This window comes from Leptotrichia hongkongensis, from assembly GCF_007990635.1.
GTDB classification, from domain to species: Bacteria; Fusobacteriota; Fusobacteriia; order Fusobacteriales; family Leptotrichiaceae; genus Leptotrichia; species Leptotrichia hongkongensis.
Genome location: NZ_AP019846.1, coordinates 1,713,445 through 1,728,872 on the forward strand (window position 1 = coordinate 1,713,445; position 15,428 = coordinate 1,728,872).

General features: G+C 31.9%; 23 protein-coding genes. All 23 read right to left on the reverse strand.

The features are described from left to right. Positions 1–269: 269 nt before the first annotated feature. The 23 genes from FVE75_RS08065 to FVE75_RS08170 all read right to left on the reverse strand — a co-directional run bounded on the left by FVE75_RS08065 (position 270) and on the right by FVE75_RS08170 (position 15,422). Positions 270–725, reverse strand: coding sequence for a DUF2335 domain-containing protein (locus FVE75_RS08065; RefSeq protein ID WP_147005999.1), 456 nt, complete (start codon positions 723–725; stop codon positions 270–272). A gap of 1 nt (position 726) precedes the next feature. After that, on the reverse strand, positions 727–921 hold the full coding sequence (locus FVE75_RS08070) for a hypothetical protein (RefSeq protein WP_147006000.1): 195 nt from the start codon (positions 919–921) through the stop codon (positions 727–729). A gap of 85 nt (positions 922–1,006) precedes the next feature. Further along, positions 1,007–1,219, reverse strand: coding sequence for a hypothetical protein (locus FVE75_RS08075; protein ID WP_147006001.1), 213 nt, complete (start codon positions 1,217–1,219; stop codon positions 1,007–1,009). Positions 1,220–1,418: 199 nt separating this feature from the next. Next, complete coding sequence (locus FVE75_RS10965) at positions 1,419–1,568, reverse strand: hypothetical protein (RefSeq protein ID WP_172618801.1); 150 nt, start codon at positions 1,566–1,568, stop codon at positions 1,419–1,421. Between the two features lie 236 nt (positions 1,569–1,804). After that, entirely contained in the window at positions 1,805–2,371 is a 567-nt protein-coding gene (locus tag FVE75_RS08080; protein ID WP_172618802.1) for a hypothetical protein, read from the reverse strand. 8 nt (positions 2,372–2,379) lie between these two features. Next, positions 2,380–2,559, reverse strand: coding sequence for a hypothetical protein (locus FVE75_RS08085; protein ID WP_147006003.1), 180 nt, complete (start codon positions 2,557–2,559; stop codon positions 2,380–2,382). Positions 2,560–2,639: 80 nt separating this feature from the next. Then, positions 2,640–3,035, reverse strand: coding sequence for a hypothetical protein (locus tag FVE75_RS08090; protein WP_147006004.1), 396 nt, complete (start codon positions 3,033–3,035; stop codon positions 2,640–2,642). Position 3,036: 1 nt separating this feature from the next. Further along, positions 3,037–3,618 (reverse strand): N-acetylmuramoyl-L-alanine amidase family protein, encoded by a 582-nt coding sequence (locus FVE75_RS08095; protein ID WP_147006005.1) that lies wholly within the window; start codon positions 3,616–3,618, stop codon positions 3,037–3,039. A 1-nt stretch (position 3,619) separates the two neighbouring features. Further along, positions 3,620–4,156 (reverse strand): glycoside hydrolase family 108 protein, encoded by a 537-nt coding sequence (locus FVE75_RS08100; protein WP_232052509.1) that lies wholly within the window; start codon positions 4,154–4,156, stop codon positions 3,620–3,622. After that, a complete protein-coding gene (locus FVE75_RS11760; RefSeq protein ID WP_269447643.1) occupies positions 4,157–4,282 on the reverse strand; it encodes a hypothetical protein in 126 nt (41 codons plus the stop codon). 18 nt (positions 4,283–4,300) lie between these two features. Continuing rightward, positions 4,301–5,038 carry a hypothetical protein gene (locus FVE75_RS08105; protein WP_147006006.1) on the reverse strand — a complete coding sequence of 246 codons (738 nt, stop codon included), beginning with the start codon at positions 5,036–5,038 and terminating at the stop codon, positions 4,301–4,303. 81 nt (positions 5,039–5,119) lie between these two features. After that, the gene (locus FVE75_RS08110; RefSeq protein WP_232052510.1) at positions 5,120–6,058 is read right to left on the reverse strand and encodes a phage tail-collar fiber domain-containing protein; all 939 of its coding nucleotides are present in this window, start codon (positions 6,056–6,058) and stop codon (positions 5,120–5,122) included. 10 nt (positions 6,059–6,068) lie between these two features. Next, complete coding sequence (locus FVE75_RS08115; protein WP_026745304.1) at positions 6,069–6,707, reverse strand: phage tail protein I; 639 nt, start codon at positions 6,705–6,707, stop codon at positions 6,069–6,071. Next, positions 6,704–7,822 (reverse strand): baseplate assembly protein, encoded by a 1,119-nt coding sequence (locus FVE75_RS08120; protein WP_147006007.1) that lies wholly within the window; start codon positions 7,820–7,822, stop codon positions 6,704–6,706. The genes FVE75_RS08115 and FVE75_RS08120 overlap by 4 nt, the downstream gene beginning before the upstream one ends. Beyond that, entirely contained in the window at positions 7,815–8,129 is a 315-nt protein-coding gene (locus FVE75_RS08125; RefSeq protein ID WP_147006008.1) for a hypothetical protein, read from the reverse strand. The genes FVE75_RS08120 and FVE75_RS08125 overlap by 8 nt, the downstream gene beginning before the upstream one ends. Further along, entirely contained in the window at positions 8,113–8,643 is a 531-nt protein-coding gene (locus FVE75_RS08130) for a phage tail protein (RefSeq protein ID WP_147006009.1), read from the reverse strand. The genes FVE75_RS08125 and FVE75_RS08130 overlap by 17 nt, the downstream gene beginning before the upstream one ends. After that, on the reverse strand, positions 8,640–9,098 hold the full coding sequence (locus FVE75_RS08135) for a phage baseplate protein (protein WP_232052511.1): 459 nt from the start codon (positions 9,096–9,098) through the stop codon (positions 8,640–8,642). Before FVE75_RS08135 ends, FVE75_RS08130 begins: the two co-directional genes overlap by 4 nt. A 544-nt stretch (positions 9,099–9,642) precedes the next feature. Further along, a complete protein-coding gene (locus tag FVE75_RS08140) occupies positions 9,643–10,191 on the reverse strand; it encodes a hypothetical protein (protein WP_147006011.1) in 549 nt (182 codons plus the stop codon). 10 nt (positions 10,192–10,201) lie between these two features. Further along, positions 10,202–11,056: a phage late control D family protein gene (locus FVE75_RS08145; protein WP_147006012.1), complete on the reverse strand. Its 855-nt coding sequence runs from the start codon at positions 11,054–11,056 to the stop codon at positions 10,202–10,204. Positions 11,057–11,058: 2 nt separating this feature from the next. Then, positions 11,059–11,280, reverse strand: coding sequence for a tail protein X (locus FVE75_RS08150; RefSeq protein ID WP_147006013.1), 222 nt, complete (start codon positions 11,278–11,280; stop codon positions 11,059–11,061). Beyond that, entirely contained in the window at positions 11,280–14,357 is a 3,078-nt protein-coding gene (locus FVE75_RS08155) for a phage tail tape measure protein (RefSeq protein ID WP_147006014.1), read from the reverse strand. Before FVE75_RS08155 ends, FVE75_RS08150 begins: the two co-directional genes overlap by 1 nt. A gap of 194 nt (positions 14,358–14,551) precedes the next feature. Continuing rightward, positions 14,552–14,884, reverse strand: a complete 333-nt coding sequence (locus FVE75_RS08165) for a hypothetical protein (protein WP_147006016.1) — start codon at positions 14,882–14,884, stop codon at positions 14,552–14,554. Between the two features lie 10 nt (positions 14,885–14,894). Further along, positions 14,895–15,422 carry a phage major tail tube protein gene (locus tag FVE75_RS08170; protein WP_018450282.1) on the reverse strand — a complete coding sequence of 176 codons (528 nt, stop codon included), beginning with the start codon at positions 15,420–15,422 and terminating at the stop codon, positions 14,895–14,897. Positions 15,423–15,428 lie beyond the last annotated feature (6 nt).

The following is a 15,428-nucleotide window of genomic DNA, read 5'->3' on the forward strand; positions in this document are numbered from 1 at the left end:
TTAGACAAATAAAAAACACACACTATCCTTTTGAATAATATGTGTTTCCAAAAGGTTTTTTTTAGAGATGGATTTTCCCAAACATCATTATATTTTTTATTACTATTATTTATAGTTATTTTTATTGTCTTTTATTATACAAGCATTTAGCAAAAAATGCAAGAAAATAATAATTTTTTAAAAATTTGCCCCTTTTTTGCCCCCTGATTGATAAAATAAAAATTCTCTATCAATACCACAAATATATTTTAAAAGAAAAAGAACAGATTTTACTGTTCTTCTTCTGATTGATTTTTATTTTCATCTTTATTTCTTAAACCTACAGAAATAGCTAATCCACCTATAGCTCCTAACATAGTTACATATCCTGCTAAATTACGCCCTATACTTAACAGATATATCCCACCTATTAGAGCAGATAAAACTACTATTCCACCTATTACCTGTCCTAAAATTCTATATGTTACTGCTCCATTAACTAACTTTTCTTGACATTTCTGAAAACTCTCTGACTCCTGTAATTCTATTTTTTGTCTGTTTTTCTGTTGATTTTCTGCCATTGCTACAATTCTGCTTGCTAATCCCTCTTGAATATTTTCATATCCTTGTAATTCTTCAACTGTTGGTATAGGGGCAGAACGGAAAGAAACACTTTTAGCAACTGCTCTTGTTCCAATTTTTGAAGTTTGGGACACTGGTGGTTTATTTGTTTTTCTCTTAGACATTCTATTTACCTACTTTGTATTGTTTATCATATTCAGACATTGCATTTCTTATATCATTCCCAACTTTTTCCCAATCTGACTGTAATGCTTTTAAATCATTTTTTTCAAAATTAGAATTACTTTTTTTTAACGATATTTCAGGAGAATAAACAATATCTGCAATCCCGTTTATAAAGTCTTGTAAATGTTTTTTCATAAAAATTTCCTCCTAATTTTGTTTAATAAAGTATAACAAATTTTTCTAAAAAAAACAAATTTTTTTTGAATATAAAGTATATTTTCTATTTTTCGTCTTTATAATTCAGTAATTTAAGTAATGCGTCAGGTTTGCTTCCACCCACCTTTTTTAATTTGTTGTTTATAAACTCCAGTTCCTTTACTGTAAATCTTACAGTAAAGACTTTATCACGTTTTGGCTCTAATGTTTTTTTTCTTCCACTCCCCAGGGGCTTTGGTCTGCCTTTTTTAGCCCCCCTGGTTTCTTTTTTTTCCATAGTCACTCTCCTATCTTAAGAAAAACATTATTAGACTTAATATACATGCTATTAAGCTTATTGTTCTTGCTACAGTATATTTTTTTTGTCCTGCAAAAGCAAAATATCCATTTACCAATGCAAATATTATCCATAAATTGTTATTTGACATAATCTTTATAAAAAGATATAATTAAGTCGTCCCCTAAGGGGGAGGGCTTTATTTAAAAAGCCCTTTTATTAAAATTGTTAGTATCGTCAATATTGCGAGTATGATTTCTGCTAACAATTTGATTATTTCGAGGACTTGTTTTAAGTCCTCTTTTTTTCGCCTCCTTTCTTTTTCCTTTCGACTTAATTTTCTTTTCATTGTCCACCACCTTTCTATCTCCCTCTTACATATGTATAGTAACATATTTTTATGTAAAACGAAAGCGTTTTTGATAAAATATTTTTATTTTTTTCAAAATTTAAAAATAATGGTAATTTCTGCAAAAAATATACCTTAAAATACCCCTATTACGATTACTTGTAATCCTTATAAATAAGCATTTCGCGATATGTATAAATACTGTATTTTTTTAAAAAAAGGATACATAAAGTATCCTAATTCAACAAATCTTTTATCTTGTTATACATTCTATTTTCAAAATGTTCAAAATGTGTTTCTACACTTCTTTCTGCTGTCACATAGAGTGATTTATCTTGTTTACCATGCTCTTTTAAGTCTTCAAGTAGAGCAATTATGAGATTTTTAGTTTCAGTGAGTTCTTCATCTAAAATTGTCATAAACACTTTTAATACAGCTTTGTCAATTATATCTCTTAAATCTGTATATATTTCATGTTTCTTTTCTTCTATTTTCAGGTCTATTTCCCTTAATATTATTATCCAGTTAAGGCTGATATTATTATCTACGATATACTGAACTATTCTCTTCTGCAAGCTCCATCTTAGCCCTTGAGATGTAAAGTTTAATACCATCTCAAGCCCTTTTCCTCTCATAGTATTCATGTTCATACTCTGCATAAACTTCTTCATTTCTTTCTGTGTTTCAAGAGCTTCTTTCATGAAAGGAACTACAGAACGGTAGAGTATAATTATTGTCAGACACATAAATACTATTGAAATCCCATGGTTTTCTATGTACAATATAAGTTCCTTTAACTGCATTGCTATTCCTACTTTCTATCAAAATAATAAACGAACCCAGCTCTGGCAAGCAATTCTCTGTCTCCTCTGAAATTATCACGGTAATTTATATCAGCATATATATTACTTCGACTGTAGTCACGCTTATAATCAATCACATTGAAGTTCAGTTTATTATTGTCAGTAGCAGAGAGTTTTCCACTCTCCACTACCTTTTCAATTACCTTATCAATTGCTTTTTCCGTAGCCTGTTCAGTTACTTTTTCTATTTTCTCTCCGACAGTAGCTTTTATTCTTCCACTGCTGTCGGCTTTGCTAAACCCTCCTGCTTGTACTCGTTCAACTTTCTTTCTATTTCCCTTGCGATAGCATTTTCATCTATCAATCTATCTATTGTTGGTCTCTGTTTTTCAGGGAACATTTTCAGAACTCTATTTTGAACAGTTAGAACAGCCTGAACCAGTCTTTCATGATTTGGCTTTATGCCTTTCAGCATGTCTCCGTAAGCTATTCCCTGCGGAATAAACTTAAGTACATATTTAGATATTTTTCTTTTAAGCAAATACTTATGCCCATTAATTACAATTAAAGATAATCCCCTTGCTATCAGTCCGGCTAATGCTACCGCCACTAAATTTGTTAAATTTGCTCCAAATTGATTTAATACTGTTGTTATCATGTTCATTTTACATCACTCCTTCAAAATATTCTTTTATAGATTTTTTTATAGCTTCCACATATTCTTGCTTTTTCTGTTTTCCGAGCTTCAAATCGCTATTGTTATCTATGAAAAACGGTTCAATAATGTTGCAAGGTGCATTGGTTTTATATAGCAAATAGCTACCCCTCGTTTCCATATCCTTAAACTTGACAGGATTTCGCTTTTTAATTTCGTTTGTAACTCTTGGTTTTGCTCCTCTGTTATGAATTCCAAAAGTTTCGGAAATATTTTTACTTAATATCTCTGCTAATTTTTTAGATTTTTCACTTGAATGCCAGTAAAGTGCCTCTGTTCCTGAAGCAATTCCATCAAATGAATTACAATGCAGTGATAAAATCAAGTCTGATTTGTAGCCGTTGACTATCTCAATATTTTCAACCTTGTTATATCCCCTGTTATATTTTACGACTTCATACTCATTTTTTAATGCTTCCATAAGCATATCAGCAAGTTCGATATTATAAGCAAGCTCAGTCTCTTTTGTATAAGGGTTAATTGCTCCGCAATCATTTCCGCCGTGCCCAATTATTATACAAATTTTTTTCATCTTACACCATCTCCTTTAAATATTTTTCTTTTCTGTCAACACGATTCAACCACCCAGTCAAAAAATCTTTCTGAGTTGGATTATATTCGACTACAGAATGATAAAATTTTCTCTGTATGTCGTGATATTCTTTCAAAAATTCTTCTGACTTTCCTTGTTCTTCCACTTCATTCAAGGCTTTTATAGTCTTGCTTCCAAAAATACCGTCTACAACTAAATCATAACCAAAATATTTGTTTAACGTTACCTGTGCCTTTTTAGTTGCCCATTTTCCTGAGTTAAAACTCCAGTCACATATTGATAATGCAATCTTGTCATTTTTTACTTCATTCAAACGATTTTTCAGGTAATAGTCTTTTTCCAATATTTTTTTGGCAAACTCTTTCGTTAAATCTTTCATAGAACCACGATAGCCATTCTTTCTTGCTTCCTCTTTTGTAATTCCCCAAGTTGTTTCTCCACCCTTATCATTTTTGTCGTTGGTATAGCCACCCTCGACAGACAACGTAAAGTTGAAAATTTTGTCAAATCTATCCATCTACATCACTTCCTTTATTTCTTCAACATTCAATATTATGTTGTCTTCTTCAAATTTCACTCCAACAACTTTATATTTTTTACCATCCAATTCTATTTCTGTGCATATCAATTTTTCTATATTCATTCAAATTACTCCTCTTAATTAATTTTGAAAAAAATCGCTTACATTTAACTCTAACATTTGTTCAATGTTATATCTACTGATTCCCACTACCGCCATTTGTTCCGCCATGTCAGCAATTTCTAAAATATCCTGAATCTTTTTAGCCAAAACTTTTAATTCAACTCGATTCAATTCGATAAATTCAACTAATCCTTTATCATTTAAAACTTTTACTTTTTCAATTTTGTCTTGTTCTAAAGTCCACATTAAAGACATTTTTAATGATAAACTATTCCTATTTTTTTCATTATTCTCAAAAGTATATTTTTTGCTGTTTTTTTCGATTTCAAGCGGCTGATTCAAAAAGTTTGATTTAGCTTCTGCTAAGTTTTTTAATGCTTTTTCTCTTAATTCTTTTAATTTTGCATTTAATAAATCATTGTCAACTTTCCAAGCGTGCGAGTTTTTATCCCATACACTCCATTCGTTCGGCTTTGCAATTGTTACGATTGTTTCATTAACTTCATCTAAATAACTTCCATCTGATAAAGTTGTTTTTCCGGACTTCAGTTTTTCTATTTCGCTCATTTCTCTAAGTTCTCCAGTTTTTGAATCAATGACTGGATTCGAAAGTAACGATGTTGAGGATTTCATTGTTTCTTCATTCCAGTCAGGATAAAATAAACTTGGATTTTTTTTAAATTCCTCTGCTGTTGTAACTGTCGGTCGTGCTATGCACTCCATTGTTGCAATTAAATAAATGTAAATTACTGTCATTTTTATCACTCCATTTCTTTACTATTTACTGCTAAAATTATGCCTTTTTACGAATTTCTAACAGCTTATTTTTTATACTCACTATCTCCATTTCCCAATAGCTAAGTAAGACGCAGAAACGCTTCCAGGAGCATTTGTTCTAGCTTTAAATGCTGTTCCACTTATTGTTTCTCCTGAAGCTATATAGGCACCTCCATTTACAGTGAGTACCAAGGAAACAATCCCCCCTAAATTTGTTCCGTAATTGTTCATAGTTCCTGCTGGACTTGCTATGCAAGTTCCAAATCCTAGAATAATCCCATTTGAAAATTTAATGTGATTATTTCCGATTTCTAATAACCCTTCTACCCTATCTGAAATTGGCTTATTGCTTATTGCCCTAAATTTTGTAGCATCGTTATATGTCAAATTTGTATTCTCTATACATTCATAATAGAACTTAGTCACACTATCAAAGTAAAATTTCCCTTTTACTTTGTTTCCTGTGTCCTGAATATTTCCGCCAAATTGCAATCCTAGAATTTCAGCTAATCTCGAACTAAATAAATAATTTTCATCCGCATATTTTTTAGTAATATATGTTATGCTTGGGTCAATAATAGCCGTCACATTTGCCACTTGATCTACAATAATCGTATCTACATATTCAATCTCTACGACATTGTTAGCCGAAAAAGGCGGCACAAAATCTGGACTAGTCGAAATATTGTAAGCATAAAGTATTTCAACGTTATCATTTCCGTGTGCAAATATTCCTAACTCTTTGATATAAAACCCTGTTGTTACTGATTTATTAGTCAATAAAGCGTTAATTTCACAAGTTCCATTTCTTTTTACGTTTATATTTAAAATTGGCAATGTTGTGATTTGATTGACTAATGCTGTCCTTTCTCTTTCAGAAGTTAATGATGTTCCATCTCCTATCCCCATTTTAGTGAATGTTATTGTTTCTCCTGCCAATCCTTTTGCTAATAGTTCTCTTCCTTTTTCCGTTAAAATAAATCCATTAAATTTTGCCATAATTTACCTCCTATCTTATTTCTCTTAGAACTCTTGTTCTGTGTACTGTTCCAAAATTTTCTGTTATAATTTCATTTGGAATATTTATGTCAGTTGAGTTCAAGTAATATTTCTTTTTATTTTTTTCAACGAAACCATAATAATTTGTCTTTTCTTCTTTTCTTAAAAGCCTTATTCCTTCAAGCCAAGAACGAATATTTTTATACTGCTCTACAACTTCAATTATTTTCTTGTAGCCTTCATAATCTGATAAATTCCCATCTGTATTTACTTTAAAATATCCAGGATTTCCTCCATATTTAAACCATTCTATTATTTCAACGTTTCCATTAAATAATATTTCACATATTTCTTTAATTCCGCCTACAGTCCCTTTGTTAAAGTGTGAAAAAACAGACCTTTTTATTAATTTTATTTTAGTATCTCTTGTGATATTAGAATCAATGTAATCAACATGATATTCCCACATCAAAAAATCTAATTCTACATCATTTAACTCTGATAACTCCAAAAAAAATTTTCTTTTAATCGCTTCATGCTTCTTTTTGATAGCAAAATTTATTGATTCATATATCCAATGCGTCGTTTTATCATTCAAAGTTGATTTTGCTGCTATATCAGTTAATTTTAAATCATCAATAGTTATCATATATTTTCAACTCCTAAATAATTGCTTGTAACACTTGTATTCTCTGCTATTTCATTAAAATCTAAAACTCTAAATGTTGGACTTCTTAATACAACTCTTTTTACTCCAGCTAATTTTAGTAACTTTATAAGCTCGTCTGGATTAATATCTCTGCCCATTTTATTTTGTTGCCAAATCTTAAAATCTTTCACGGCTTTTTCAACATTATTTTTAATAACATTTACAAGCGTTTCATTAGATTTATCAATGTAGTAGTCAAAATCAATTGTGTATGATGTTTTTATTGCCTGTTTTACTGTTACATTATCCGTTAGAGGTCTTATATTATCAGTATTCAGCATTTCTTCAATTCTCTTTTTTAGCTCATTTGTTAGTGTCAGAGAATCAGTTAAAACATAAATATCCACATTTGTTGCACTTGGACTATACGCTACAACATCAACAATATTCGTACTTGTCGACTTAGCCCAAAATTCATAAGCTCCTTTACTTCCAGCTGTTGTAAACGATTCAGGGATTTCTCTGATTCTAGCTCTATAATTATCGTCTTGCTCTATTTCAGCTCCATTATTTGATGCTGTAATGTTCTCGACTTTATCGTAATGTGGAAAAATGTCGACCATCGTGTTAATTTGTCCGACTGGAATATCATTTCCAACAGTTCCTGATGTGTTGCAAGTTGCGATTCCATCTACATATAAATCGCCTTTCTCTATTTTATATTGTTCATCTGTTGAAAAATACAACTCATTGTATTGAATCCTTGACCCTTTCGGAATTATTATATCCGTTACTTGAATATCAGTAATATAAAATCTAAATGTCGCCACGGCTGGTTGTTCTACAAGTCTTTTACCTCTATTTCCGTAAAACTCTCCTTTCAAATCTAGCCGCTCATTTCTTGCAAATCTTAAATAATTCTGTTTCATTTCATCGTTGTATTTTTCTTCTCTTAATCCAAATAAATACGCTACTGTTTCAAAAATCAATGTCTCTGGGCTTGATTCTGTAAGCTTTCTTCCACTTAATTCCTGAAATTTATCAATCATATCTCTTTTAAGTTTCCATGAATCAGCATCTATAATTTCATAATTTTCATCTATCTGTTCACTCAATGTTTACCACCTCAATTCCTAATTCAATGTCAAAATCATTATTATATGTATCTTTCATAATGATTCTAGTTTGTCTTAAAACAGCCCTTGGCTCGTATTCTCTTATAATTTTAGTCAAGTGGCTTGTGACCCTATTCTGCACAACATTAATGTTCTTATCAATCAAATCACTGTCAAATGCAAAATCTCGATTGAGTGGCTGTTCTTCTTTGCAAACTCTTAAAATCATTCCTACGTTTGTAACTACTTCTTCTAAAGTGTTCTTCGGATTATAATTTATTTCTTCAGAACTATTTACTGTTATCATTATTTACAGCCTCCTTCTGCTCATTCTCGATGTCATCTTGATTCTCTTCAGTGACTTGCTGATTTTTTTGTATTTTTCTTTGTTCAATTAATTGATTATACAACTTAGGATTTTTAATATACTCTTTAAGCGTAATATTCAACTTAACAACATCAAATCCACCCTCTTCTTTGTTAAAATAACTGCTTTCTTCTGATAATTCTGTTATCAAAAAAGGGTATTCGCCAAATACTTGACCACCAAAGACTAGATTAGCATATTCTCCAAGCTCAAGCATTTGCTTGATTGTATCTAGTTCTTCTTTCAAAGTAGTCTGTTGTATTAAAGATGATACCAAAGTCATTGTAAAACTAACTTCTAGTAAATCTCTACCTTGGAATCTTAACATTCCAGGACCGTAAATTGCTTGATGTTCCGATATTTTAGCCTTGTATGATCTGCTTATTTGATTATTAAGCGATACAATCTGATCTTCTGACGCTTCAAAAATTACATCTCCAAAACTTCCTATCATTGCGGACCTCCAGTCATATCTCCGCCAGCAGTTACTCCATCATGTTTATGTGTATTAAGATTAATGCTTCCACCAGTTTTTGTAGTTCCACTGACTTCTAAATCTCCATTAATTAAAATCTTGCCAATATTCAAAGTCAACGTATTTTTATCGTAGCTCCAGCTTCCGCCATCAGAAAAAGTCTTTTTTACTTCACTCTCGCTACTAGAAGCACCACGCATAGGACAACCAAGCACAACTCCCTGTTCAGGCATTTCTGAAAAAAATAAGCAATAAACAGTCTGTCCTAGTCCAAGTGTATAATTATCACTGTGGCTTTCAGAATAAGGAACTAACACATTAAGCCAGTCCGTTGTTTTATCATCATCGCCCTTTAACAACACTCTTACTTTTCCAGTTTTTGAATCTATCGCACTTACTTCTCCTGCTTTTAATGTTTCAATCAATTTAACCACCTGCCTTATCACTTTTTGTAACAAAAAAATCACAGCTAAATTAATAACTGTGATAATAGTTTTTATATTGACTTTTTTCCAAAATATGCTATAATATAATCAAATAAAATTCGATTATGTTCAAGCCCTCGTTGTTGGGCTTATTTTTTTTTGCTTTTTTTCCATTTTATAAACTTTATAGTCCAGAAAGTGCAGAATAAAATTATTATCGTTATTGATAATACCAGTTGTATTTTTTCATACATAATAGCTACCTCTTTCTATTTTTTTATTAAAGTGTAGAGAAAAGGCTAGAGGGTTTGGCAACCATAGCCTCGTTGTTGGTTATTTCTTCTTGTCGTTTCCGTCTTTATACTCTTTGTATATCATATATACAAATTGTAATATTGTACAGATACTGGCAAGTAGATGAATTTTTTCGATTATGTTCATTACCACATATCCTCCTTTCCGTTCTCTACAGAACTATTATATTGCACCTCTTGGAATTTGTCAATGTATCATCACAGTTATTATATTTAATTGTAATTGTCCTATAAATAATTTACTTCTTCTTATTTCTAGCTTTTCGTCCTCTTTTCTTGCTAGAACTCTTACCACTTCTACCTTTTCTGCCTTTAGATTTAGCCTGTTTTTCTGCTTCTTTTTGCCGTTGCTCCTCTTTAGTCTGGGCAATCGCATTTTGTTCGGCATTTTCTCTTGCTCCAAGTTTCATAGCATTGATTTCACAAGCGTAGTCACCAGTTACATTATGCGTTACTTTATCTATTACATATTTACCTTCAAATTTTCCCCAGCTCTCATCTAGTTCTATTATTGCTCCTGCCAAATATTTAGTATTTCCATCAACATTTAAAGTTATCTGAAATTCCTGTTTCATGTTTTCTTTTAATGTCTTTTTAGCTACTTTCTTGGCTGTACTTTTCCCTTTCGTCTTAACTTTTAAAGTTTTTTCTTTTTTACTTCTGCCCTTTTTACCTTCGGCTTTATTTTTTAACTTCTCTTTCGATTCCTTAACTGTTTTTCCTTTTTTGGAAGAATTTTTACTTCCTGTTTTTTTACTTTTTTCCTTTTTAAAAGACGCATAACTCATTTTTTACCTCTTATTTTTTCTTGGATTTAACCTTTTTGCTAGACTTCTTGTTTTTAGAAGATTTGTTATTGTTCTTTGATTTTTTATTTTCTGATGATTTTTCTTCTGAGCTTTCAGTTGTAACTTGATTACGTTTTTCAAGCTCTTTTTTTGTAATAATTTCCTTAATAACTTTTTTCTTGTCAGGATCATAATAGGAAACTTCAACTTTGTCATAAATTTCCTTATTTTTCTTTTTCAAGCTGAAACTTCTTATTCTTTCATCATTAATGTTAAAAAGCTCAACAGTATCATTCTTTTCCATTTCTTCGTCATCAAAAATGATTATCTTGTCATCAGATACCTTCATATTTAATCCAGTTTCCTTAACAACTCTATTAATAAAAGCTAAATCTGTTTCCTGATTTTGGTCAAGTCTTTCAAAAAATTCGTTATCTGCATATATTTCCGCATTCATTTCATGCTTATTGGCAATCTGTGTAACAAGCTCTTTTAGAGTTATCCTTTCCCAAGCAACACTATTCTTTTGGTCTCGAATATTCTGGTCTAATGGTAAAGCTAAGCATTTCAGATTAAGCCTGTTATTTTCAAAAGTTGGCTCATCTACATAAAACGTTCCCAAATCCAAAAAATTAGTTTCATTTTCCAGCTCTTCATGAATCCCAACAAGTAATTGAGCGTTCTCGTCAGGATACCATTCTTTAAGCCAGCGATAATCTAAATTTTCCAGTTCCAGCTCCAAGTCATCTATTGCATTCTTAGAATTATCAGTATAGTTTAGAGATGAAATAGAATGGGCTATCTCATCAGAAATATCAACTTTATTAAAAATAACAATTACTCTTATGTTCCTAGCAAAAGCCACTTCTATTCACCCCTTTTCCAAGGTGGCAAACTTGTATCATTATTACTTTCTTCAGCAATTTCAGGAAGAATAATTGGAACATTTGCGTCAAAGACGGCGATGTCGATTAAAGCTAAATTACTTCTAACAAGGTCATGATAATAGCCTTCACTTCTGTAAACTCTATAAGCTATCAAATCCCAAGTGTCACCACTTTGTGTCCTGTAAACTCTAACGTTAGCCATTATCCAAACGCCGTCCTTTCTTTTTTATTTTTAGCTTTCGCCAATGCTCTCATTACTGCTTTCTCAATTGCACTTGTATCAGCATTTCCATTTACTGTTATGCTAATATTGATAACATCTCCGCCACTCGAACCTTCATTATTTCTAAGCCCTGACATTCTCTCTTTTAGTCCACTAATTTTATCTCTAAAACTATTTCTAGTTTCACGATTATTCAAGATTTGAGTACCACGAGGTAAATTTAATAACATTTCATGTTCTGCTAAGAAAGCTGGTTTACCTGGCATTTGAATTAATTCTGCTCCACGTTCTGCTACTGTTGTAAGTCCTCCGCTCCAATAGTTTGTTCCAGCAGCATTCATTCCTAACATTCCTTTGATTCCGTTTGAAATCGGGTTATTTGCAACTGCTGATTTTATATCGTTCCATTTTTGCTTAAAATAATCAACTACTCCATCAATAGCTTTTTTTAGCCCACCAGCAACTGTATCAAAAGCACTTTTTATTCCATTCCAAACTTCTGTTGCCTTTGTTTTCATTTCATTCCACTTAGTTGAAAAATAAGATTTAACATCCTCAATCCCAGTTTTTATTTTATTCCACAATTCTACTGCCTTGCTTTTTATAACATTCCATACTCCAATAACCACTCCTTTAATTGCATTCCATACAAATCGTGCAACAGCAACTAAAGTTCTCCATATAGCCTTTATTACCATAATTCGTATTCTTATTTGAATTACAATCGCTATAATTACAGCTAAAATTATTGTTTTTATTACAGTCCATATAACTTTAACAGCTACTGACAGCGCTTTCCAAGCCATTTTTATAATGTTGATATACATTTTTACATACATCACTATTGCTTTAATTACAACAGCTACCACGACTTTAATAACGTTCCACACAGCAACTACCACTGGTTGCAACACTTTCCAAACAGCTTTTATAACGGCTATATAGGTTTTTACATAAATCGCTATACCTTGCATAACAACGCTTGCCACCACCTTAATAGCATTCCATACTTCCATAACTGTTGGCTTTATGATCTGCCAAATTTGCTTGATAAAATCCACACCTTGTTTAACAATATTTTTTATTCCTGTTATCACATTCATTACTGTTGGCTTTATCCCTTGCCAGACTTGTTTTATAAAGTTAGCTACTGCTTTAAATATCGCATTCACTCCATTTCTAAACCAAGCACATTTATTATATAAAACCACAAGTATTGTTATGACAGCAACAATCGCTACAATAATAAGTCCCACAGGATTGGATAAAAAAGCACTATTTATAGCCAATCCAATAGATTTAATTAACGATATTACTCTAGTTAAAACAGGAAATGCCGTTTTAAATCCTTCAGCAAAACTTCCAGCAGCCTTAAATTTATCAAATATTAGAATCCCTTTAGATACACCACTAAATAAAGGGGCAAAACCTTTCGTCAATCCACCAATTCCTATTTTAAAAGCGGCTAATACTGCTACACCTTTTAAAATATTTGTAGTTAATTGTGGATGTTTTTGAATAAATTGAGCAAATTTTGAAATAAGTGGACCAAAAGAGTTAGCAACTTGTACTAAACTTGGTCCTAACGCTGAACCTAAATCTACTCCCATATTTATAACTCTATTTTTTAAAGTATCAAAAGAATTCCCCATTGTTTTCAATCTTTGATTATATTCTGCATCAACACTTCCTGATGTTTTCATCTTGTCATGAGCATTCTTTATATTTGTCCCAACTTCATCAATATGTTTTGCTAATTCAGAGGCTGATTGGATAGATTCTTTACCAAATAACTCTTTTAGAGTCGCTGCCTGAACATCTTTGGGAAGCTTTTTAATTCTTTGGAAAACATCAATTAATGTTCCTTCTCCATCTTTTGTCATTCTCTTAGCTACGTCTTCCACATCTAATCCTAACGATTTAAAGGCTGCTGCTTGCTTTTTAGTTGCTGATGTTCCAGCCATTAATCCCAATGATATATTTTTTAATCCTGTTGCTGCAACTTCCGATGGAACTCCAACAGACACTAAACTCGCTCCTAATGCCGCAACTCCTTCTTTGGAAATTCCAGCCATACCACCAAGTCCAGCTACTCTGCTTGAAATATCAGCTATTTCAGGAGCTGTTGCCGCTACATTATTCGCTAAATAGTTAATTACGTTAGCATATTGCATTACTCCGTTCTGATCCAAATTTAATTGTGCCCTTGTTTTTGCCAAAAAGTTCCCTGCTGCCTCAGTATTCATGTCAAAAGCAACTTTAATTTTAGCCGCATCTTTAGTATATCTTTCCAATTCATCTGTTTTTATTCCCGCTTGAGCTCCTGCTCCTGCAATTTGAAATAATTCTACTTGAGATAGTGGACTGTTTTCGCTAAAGTTTCTCATTGCTTTGTAAAATCCTGTTTCCATTTGTTTTGAACTAAAATCAGCAACTTTTTTTAAGTCTGCTTGAGCATTTTCTAAATCAACTGCTAATTTAACAGGAACAGCCAAAGCTCCAGCCATTCCCACACCTTGCATTATTTGCTTATCCCCAAAGTCTTTCATTTTACCAACAGTTTCTTGCCTAGCATCATATCTTTTTTGAGCTTCTTTCAGTTTATTCATTTTTTCAATTTCTTTTTCAACTTCCTGGACCTTGTTTCTGTAGTTAGATAAACTAGCGCCTTCAGCTTCTATCTTACTTCTTGCAGCTTCAAATGCATGTTGTTGTTGTTCTTTTTGCTTATTCAATTTTCCAACATTTTTTTCAGCCTGTTCTATTTCCTTAGCTAACTGTTTATTACTACTCCCAGTTCTTTCATATTCAGCTTTCAATTTTTGCAAATGTTCAGAAGCTTTTTTGTACTCTGAATTAATTTTATTTAATCCATCACGAGCTTTGTCCATATTTTGAAAAGCTTTTTGTGCTTTTTCCATGCTTTTGATTTCTTTTTCAAATTCTTTGACAGATTTCGTCGTATTTTTTAAAGCATTTGCAACTTGACTCATTCCACTAATAGCACTGGCTACTGCTGCACCCAGAACTATGTTCAACTCTAAATTTTTTGCCACAATTTACCTCCCTCCTCCCTTTTATTCGCTTTCTTCTTGCCTCGCCTTTTCTTCCTCAATCAATTTATTAGCCCTTGCTATCCAGTAATCCAGCTCATCAAATGTACATTTCATAAGCGTTTCATAACTAATATTCATTTTAAAATAGTTGAGCCCACTCAATAAATCTGTAATCAAGTCTAAAAAGTCATCTGTTACGCTTCCGCCGTTGGAGTTTTCTCGTCCTTGTCTTCGTCCGTTCCCCAACCTTTTACTAAAAAATTCTTAGTTTGATTTACCACTTTTAAAAAGTCTTCAGCGCCTAATGTCATTAAATGCCCATATTTAATACCTGATGCCTTTTCAGCTACAGTCAAAGCCCAAGCATCATCAAAATCTTTAAAGTTTTCGGCATTAGACTTCATTCTTGATTTATAATCTTTTCCACATTCCAATAAATCTGCCCCTGTCAAATTATCCAGTTTCAAATCTATTTCTTTGTATTTTTTACTTCCTAAATCATATTCTTTTGTTAATTTTATAATCATTCTATTCCTCCTAAATATGTCCTAATAATTGTCTTATGATATTATTTAAACTTCCATTTACATTTGAAATTCCATTCAACACATCAATTTCAATGATTGTTTTACCATTTATCATTAATTTGTAATAAGTTATACTCAAATCAAATGAACCTTCAAATTTCTTACCGTTCTCAACTTTTGGACCATCAAATTTTGTGATAAATCCTTTCAATGTTGCATCTGCACCAGTTACTTTTGGCGAGTGCGACATTCTATCTAATTCTTGTAAAGCTCCCAAACACTCTAATGTGATTGAATCATTATTATTAAAATTTAATAATGTATCATTCATACTATCCATTTTGACCTTAGCTGACATTTTTTTGTAATGTCCAATTAGCGGAGCTTCAAATTCTGCAGCCATACCAAATTGTTCAGTTGTTATTGTTGCAGACTCAACGTTTGGAAGTTCTACTACTCCAACTCCTTCTAATGCATTCGAACCATTGACATAAAGGTCAGCGTCAACGATTCCCAAAGGCAGTTTCTTTTTAGCCATTCTTTA

Excerpts from the sequence above, each read along its gene's own strand:
- FVE75_RS08065 (WP_147005999.1), bottom strand. The coding sequence starts at position 725 with ATGTCTAAGAGAAAAACAAATAAACCACCAGTGTCCCAAACTTCAAAA.
- FVE75_RS08070 (WP_147006000.1), bottom strand. The coding sequence starts at position 921 with ATGAAAAAACATTTACAAGACTTTATAAACGGGATTGCAGATATTGTT.
- FVE75_RS08075 (WP_147006001.1), bottom strand. The coding sequence starts at position 1,219 with ATGGAAAAAAAAGAAACCAGGGGGGCTAAAAAAGGCAGACCAAAGCCC.
- FVE75_RS10965 (WP_172618801.1), bottom strand. The coding sequence starts at position 1,568 with ATGAAAAGAAAATTAAGTCGAAAGGAAAAAGAAAGGAGGCGAAAAAAA.
- FVE75_RS08080 (WP_172618802.1), bottom strand. The coding sequence starts at position 2,371 with ATGCAGTTAAAGGAACTTATATTGTACATAGAAAACCATGGGATTTCA.
- FVE75_RS08090 (WP_147006004.1), bottom strand. The coding sequence starts at position 3,035 with ATGAACATGATAACAACAGTATTAAATCAATTTGGAGCAAATTTAACA.
- FVE75_RS08095 (WP_147006005.1), bottom strand. The coding sequence starts at position 3,618 with ATGAAAAAAATTTGTATAATAATTGGGCACGGCGGAAATGATTGCGGA.
- FVE75_RS08100 (WP_232052509.1), bottom strand. The coding sequence starts at position 4,156 with ATGGATAGATTTGACAAAATTTTCAACTTTACGTTGTCTGTCGAGGGT.
- FVE75_RS11760 (WP_269447643.1), bottom strand. The coding sequence starts at position 4,282 with ATGAATATAGAAAAATTGATATGCACAGAAATAGAATTGGATGGTAAA.
- FVE75_RS08105 (WP_147006006.1), bottom strand. The coding sequence starts at position 5,038 with ATGACAGTAATTTACATTTATTTAATTGCAACAATGGAGTGCATAGCA.
- FVE75_RS08110 (WP_232052510.1), bottom strand. The coding sequence starts at position 6,058 with ATGGCAAAATTTAATGGATTTATTTTAACGGAAAAAGGAAGAGAACTA.
- FVE75_RS08115 (WP_026745304.1), bottom strand. The coding sequence starts at position 6,707 with ATGATAACTATTGATGATTTAAAATTAACTGATATAGCAGCAAAATCA.
- FVE75_RS08125 (WP_147006008.1), bottom strand. The coding sequence starts at position 8,129 with ATGATAACAGTAAATAGTTCTGAAGAAATAAATTATAATCCGAAGAAC.
- FVE75_RS08130 (WP_147006009.1), bottom strand. The coding sequence starts at position 8,643 with ATGATAGGAAGTTTTGGAGATGTAATTTTTGAAGCGTCAGAAGATCAG.
- FVE75_RS08140 (WP_147006011.1), bottom strand. The coding sequence starts at position 10,191 with ATGAGTTATGCGTCTTTTAAAAAGGAAAAAAGTAAAAAAACAGGAAGT.
- FVE75_RS08150 (WP_147006013.1), bottom strand. The coding sequence starts at position 11,280 with ATGGCTAACGTTAGAGTTTACAGGACACAAAGTGGTGACACTTGGGAT.
- FVE75_RS08165 (WP_147006016.1), bottom strand. The coding sequence starts at position 14,884 with ATGATTATAAAATTAACAAAAGAATATGATTTAGGAAGTAAAAAATAC.
- FVE75_RS08170 (WP_018450282.1), bottom strand. The coding sequence starts at position 15,422 with ATGGCTAAAAAGAAACTGCCTTTGGGAATCGTTGACGCTGACCTTTAT.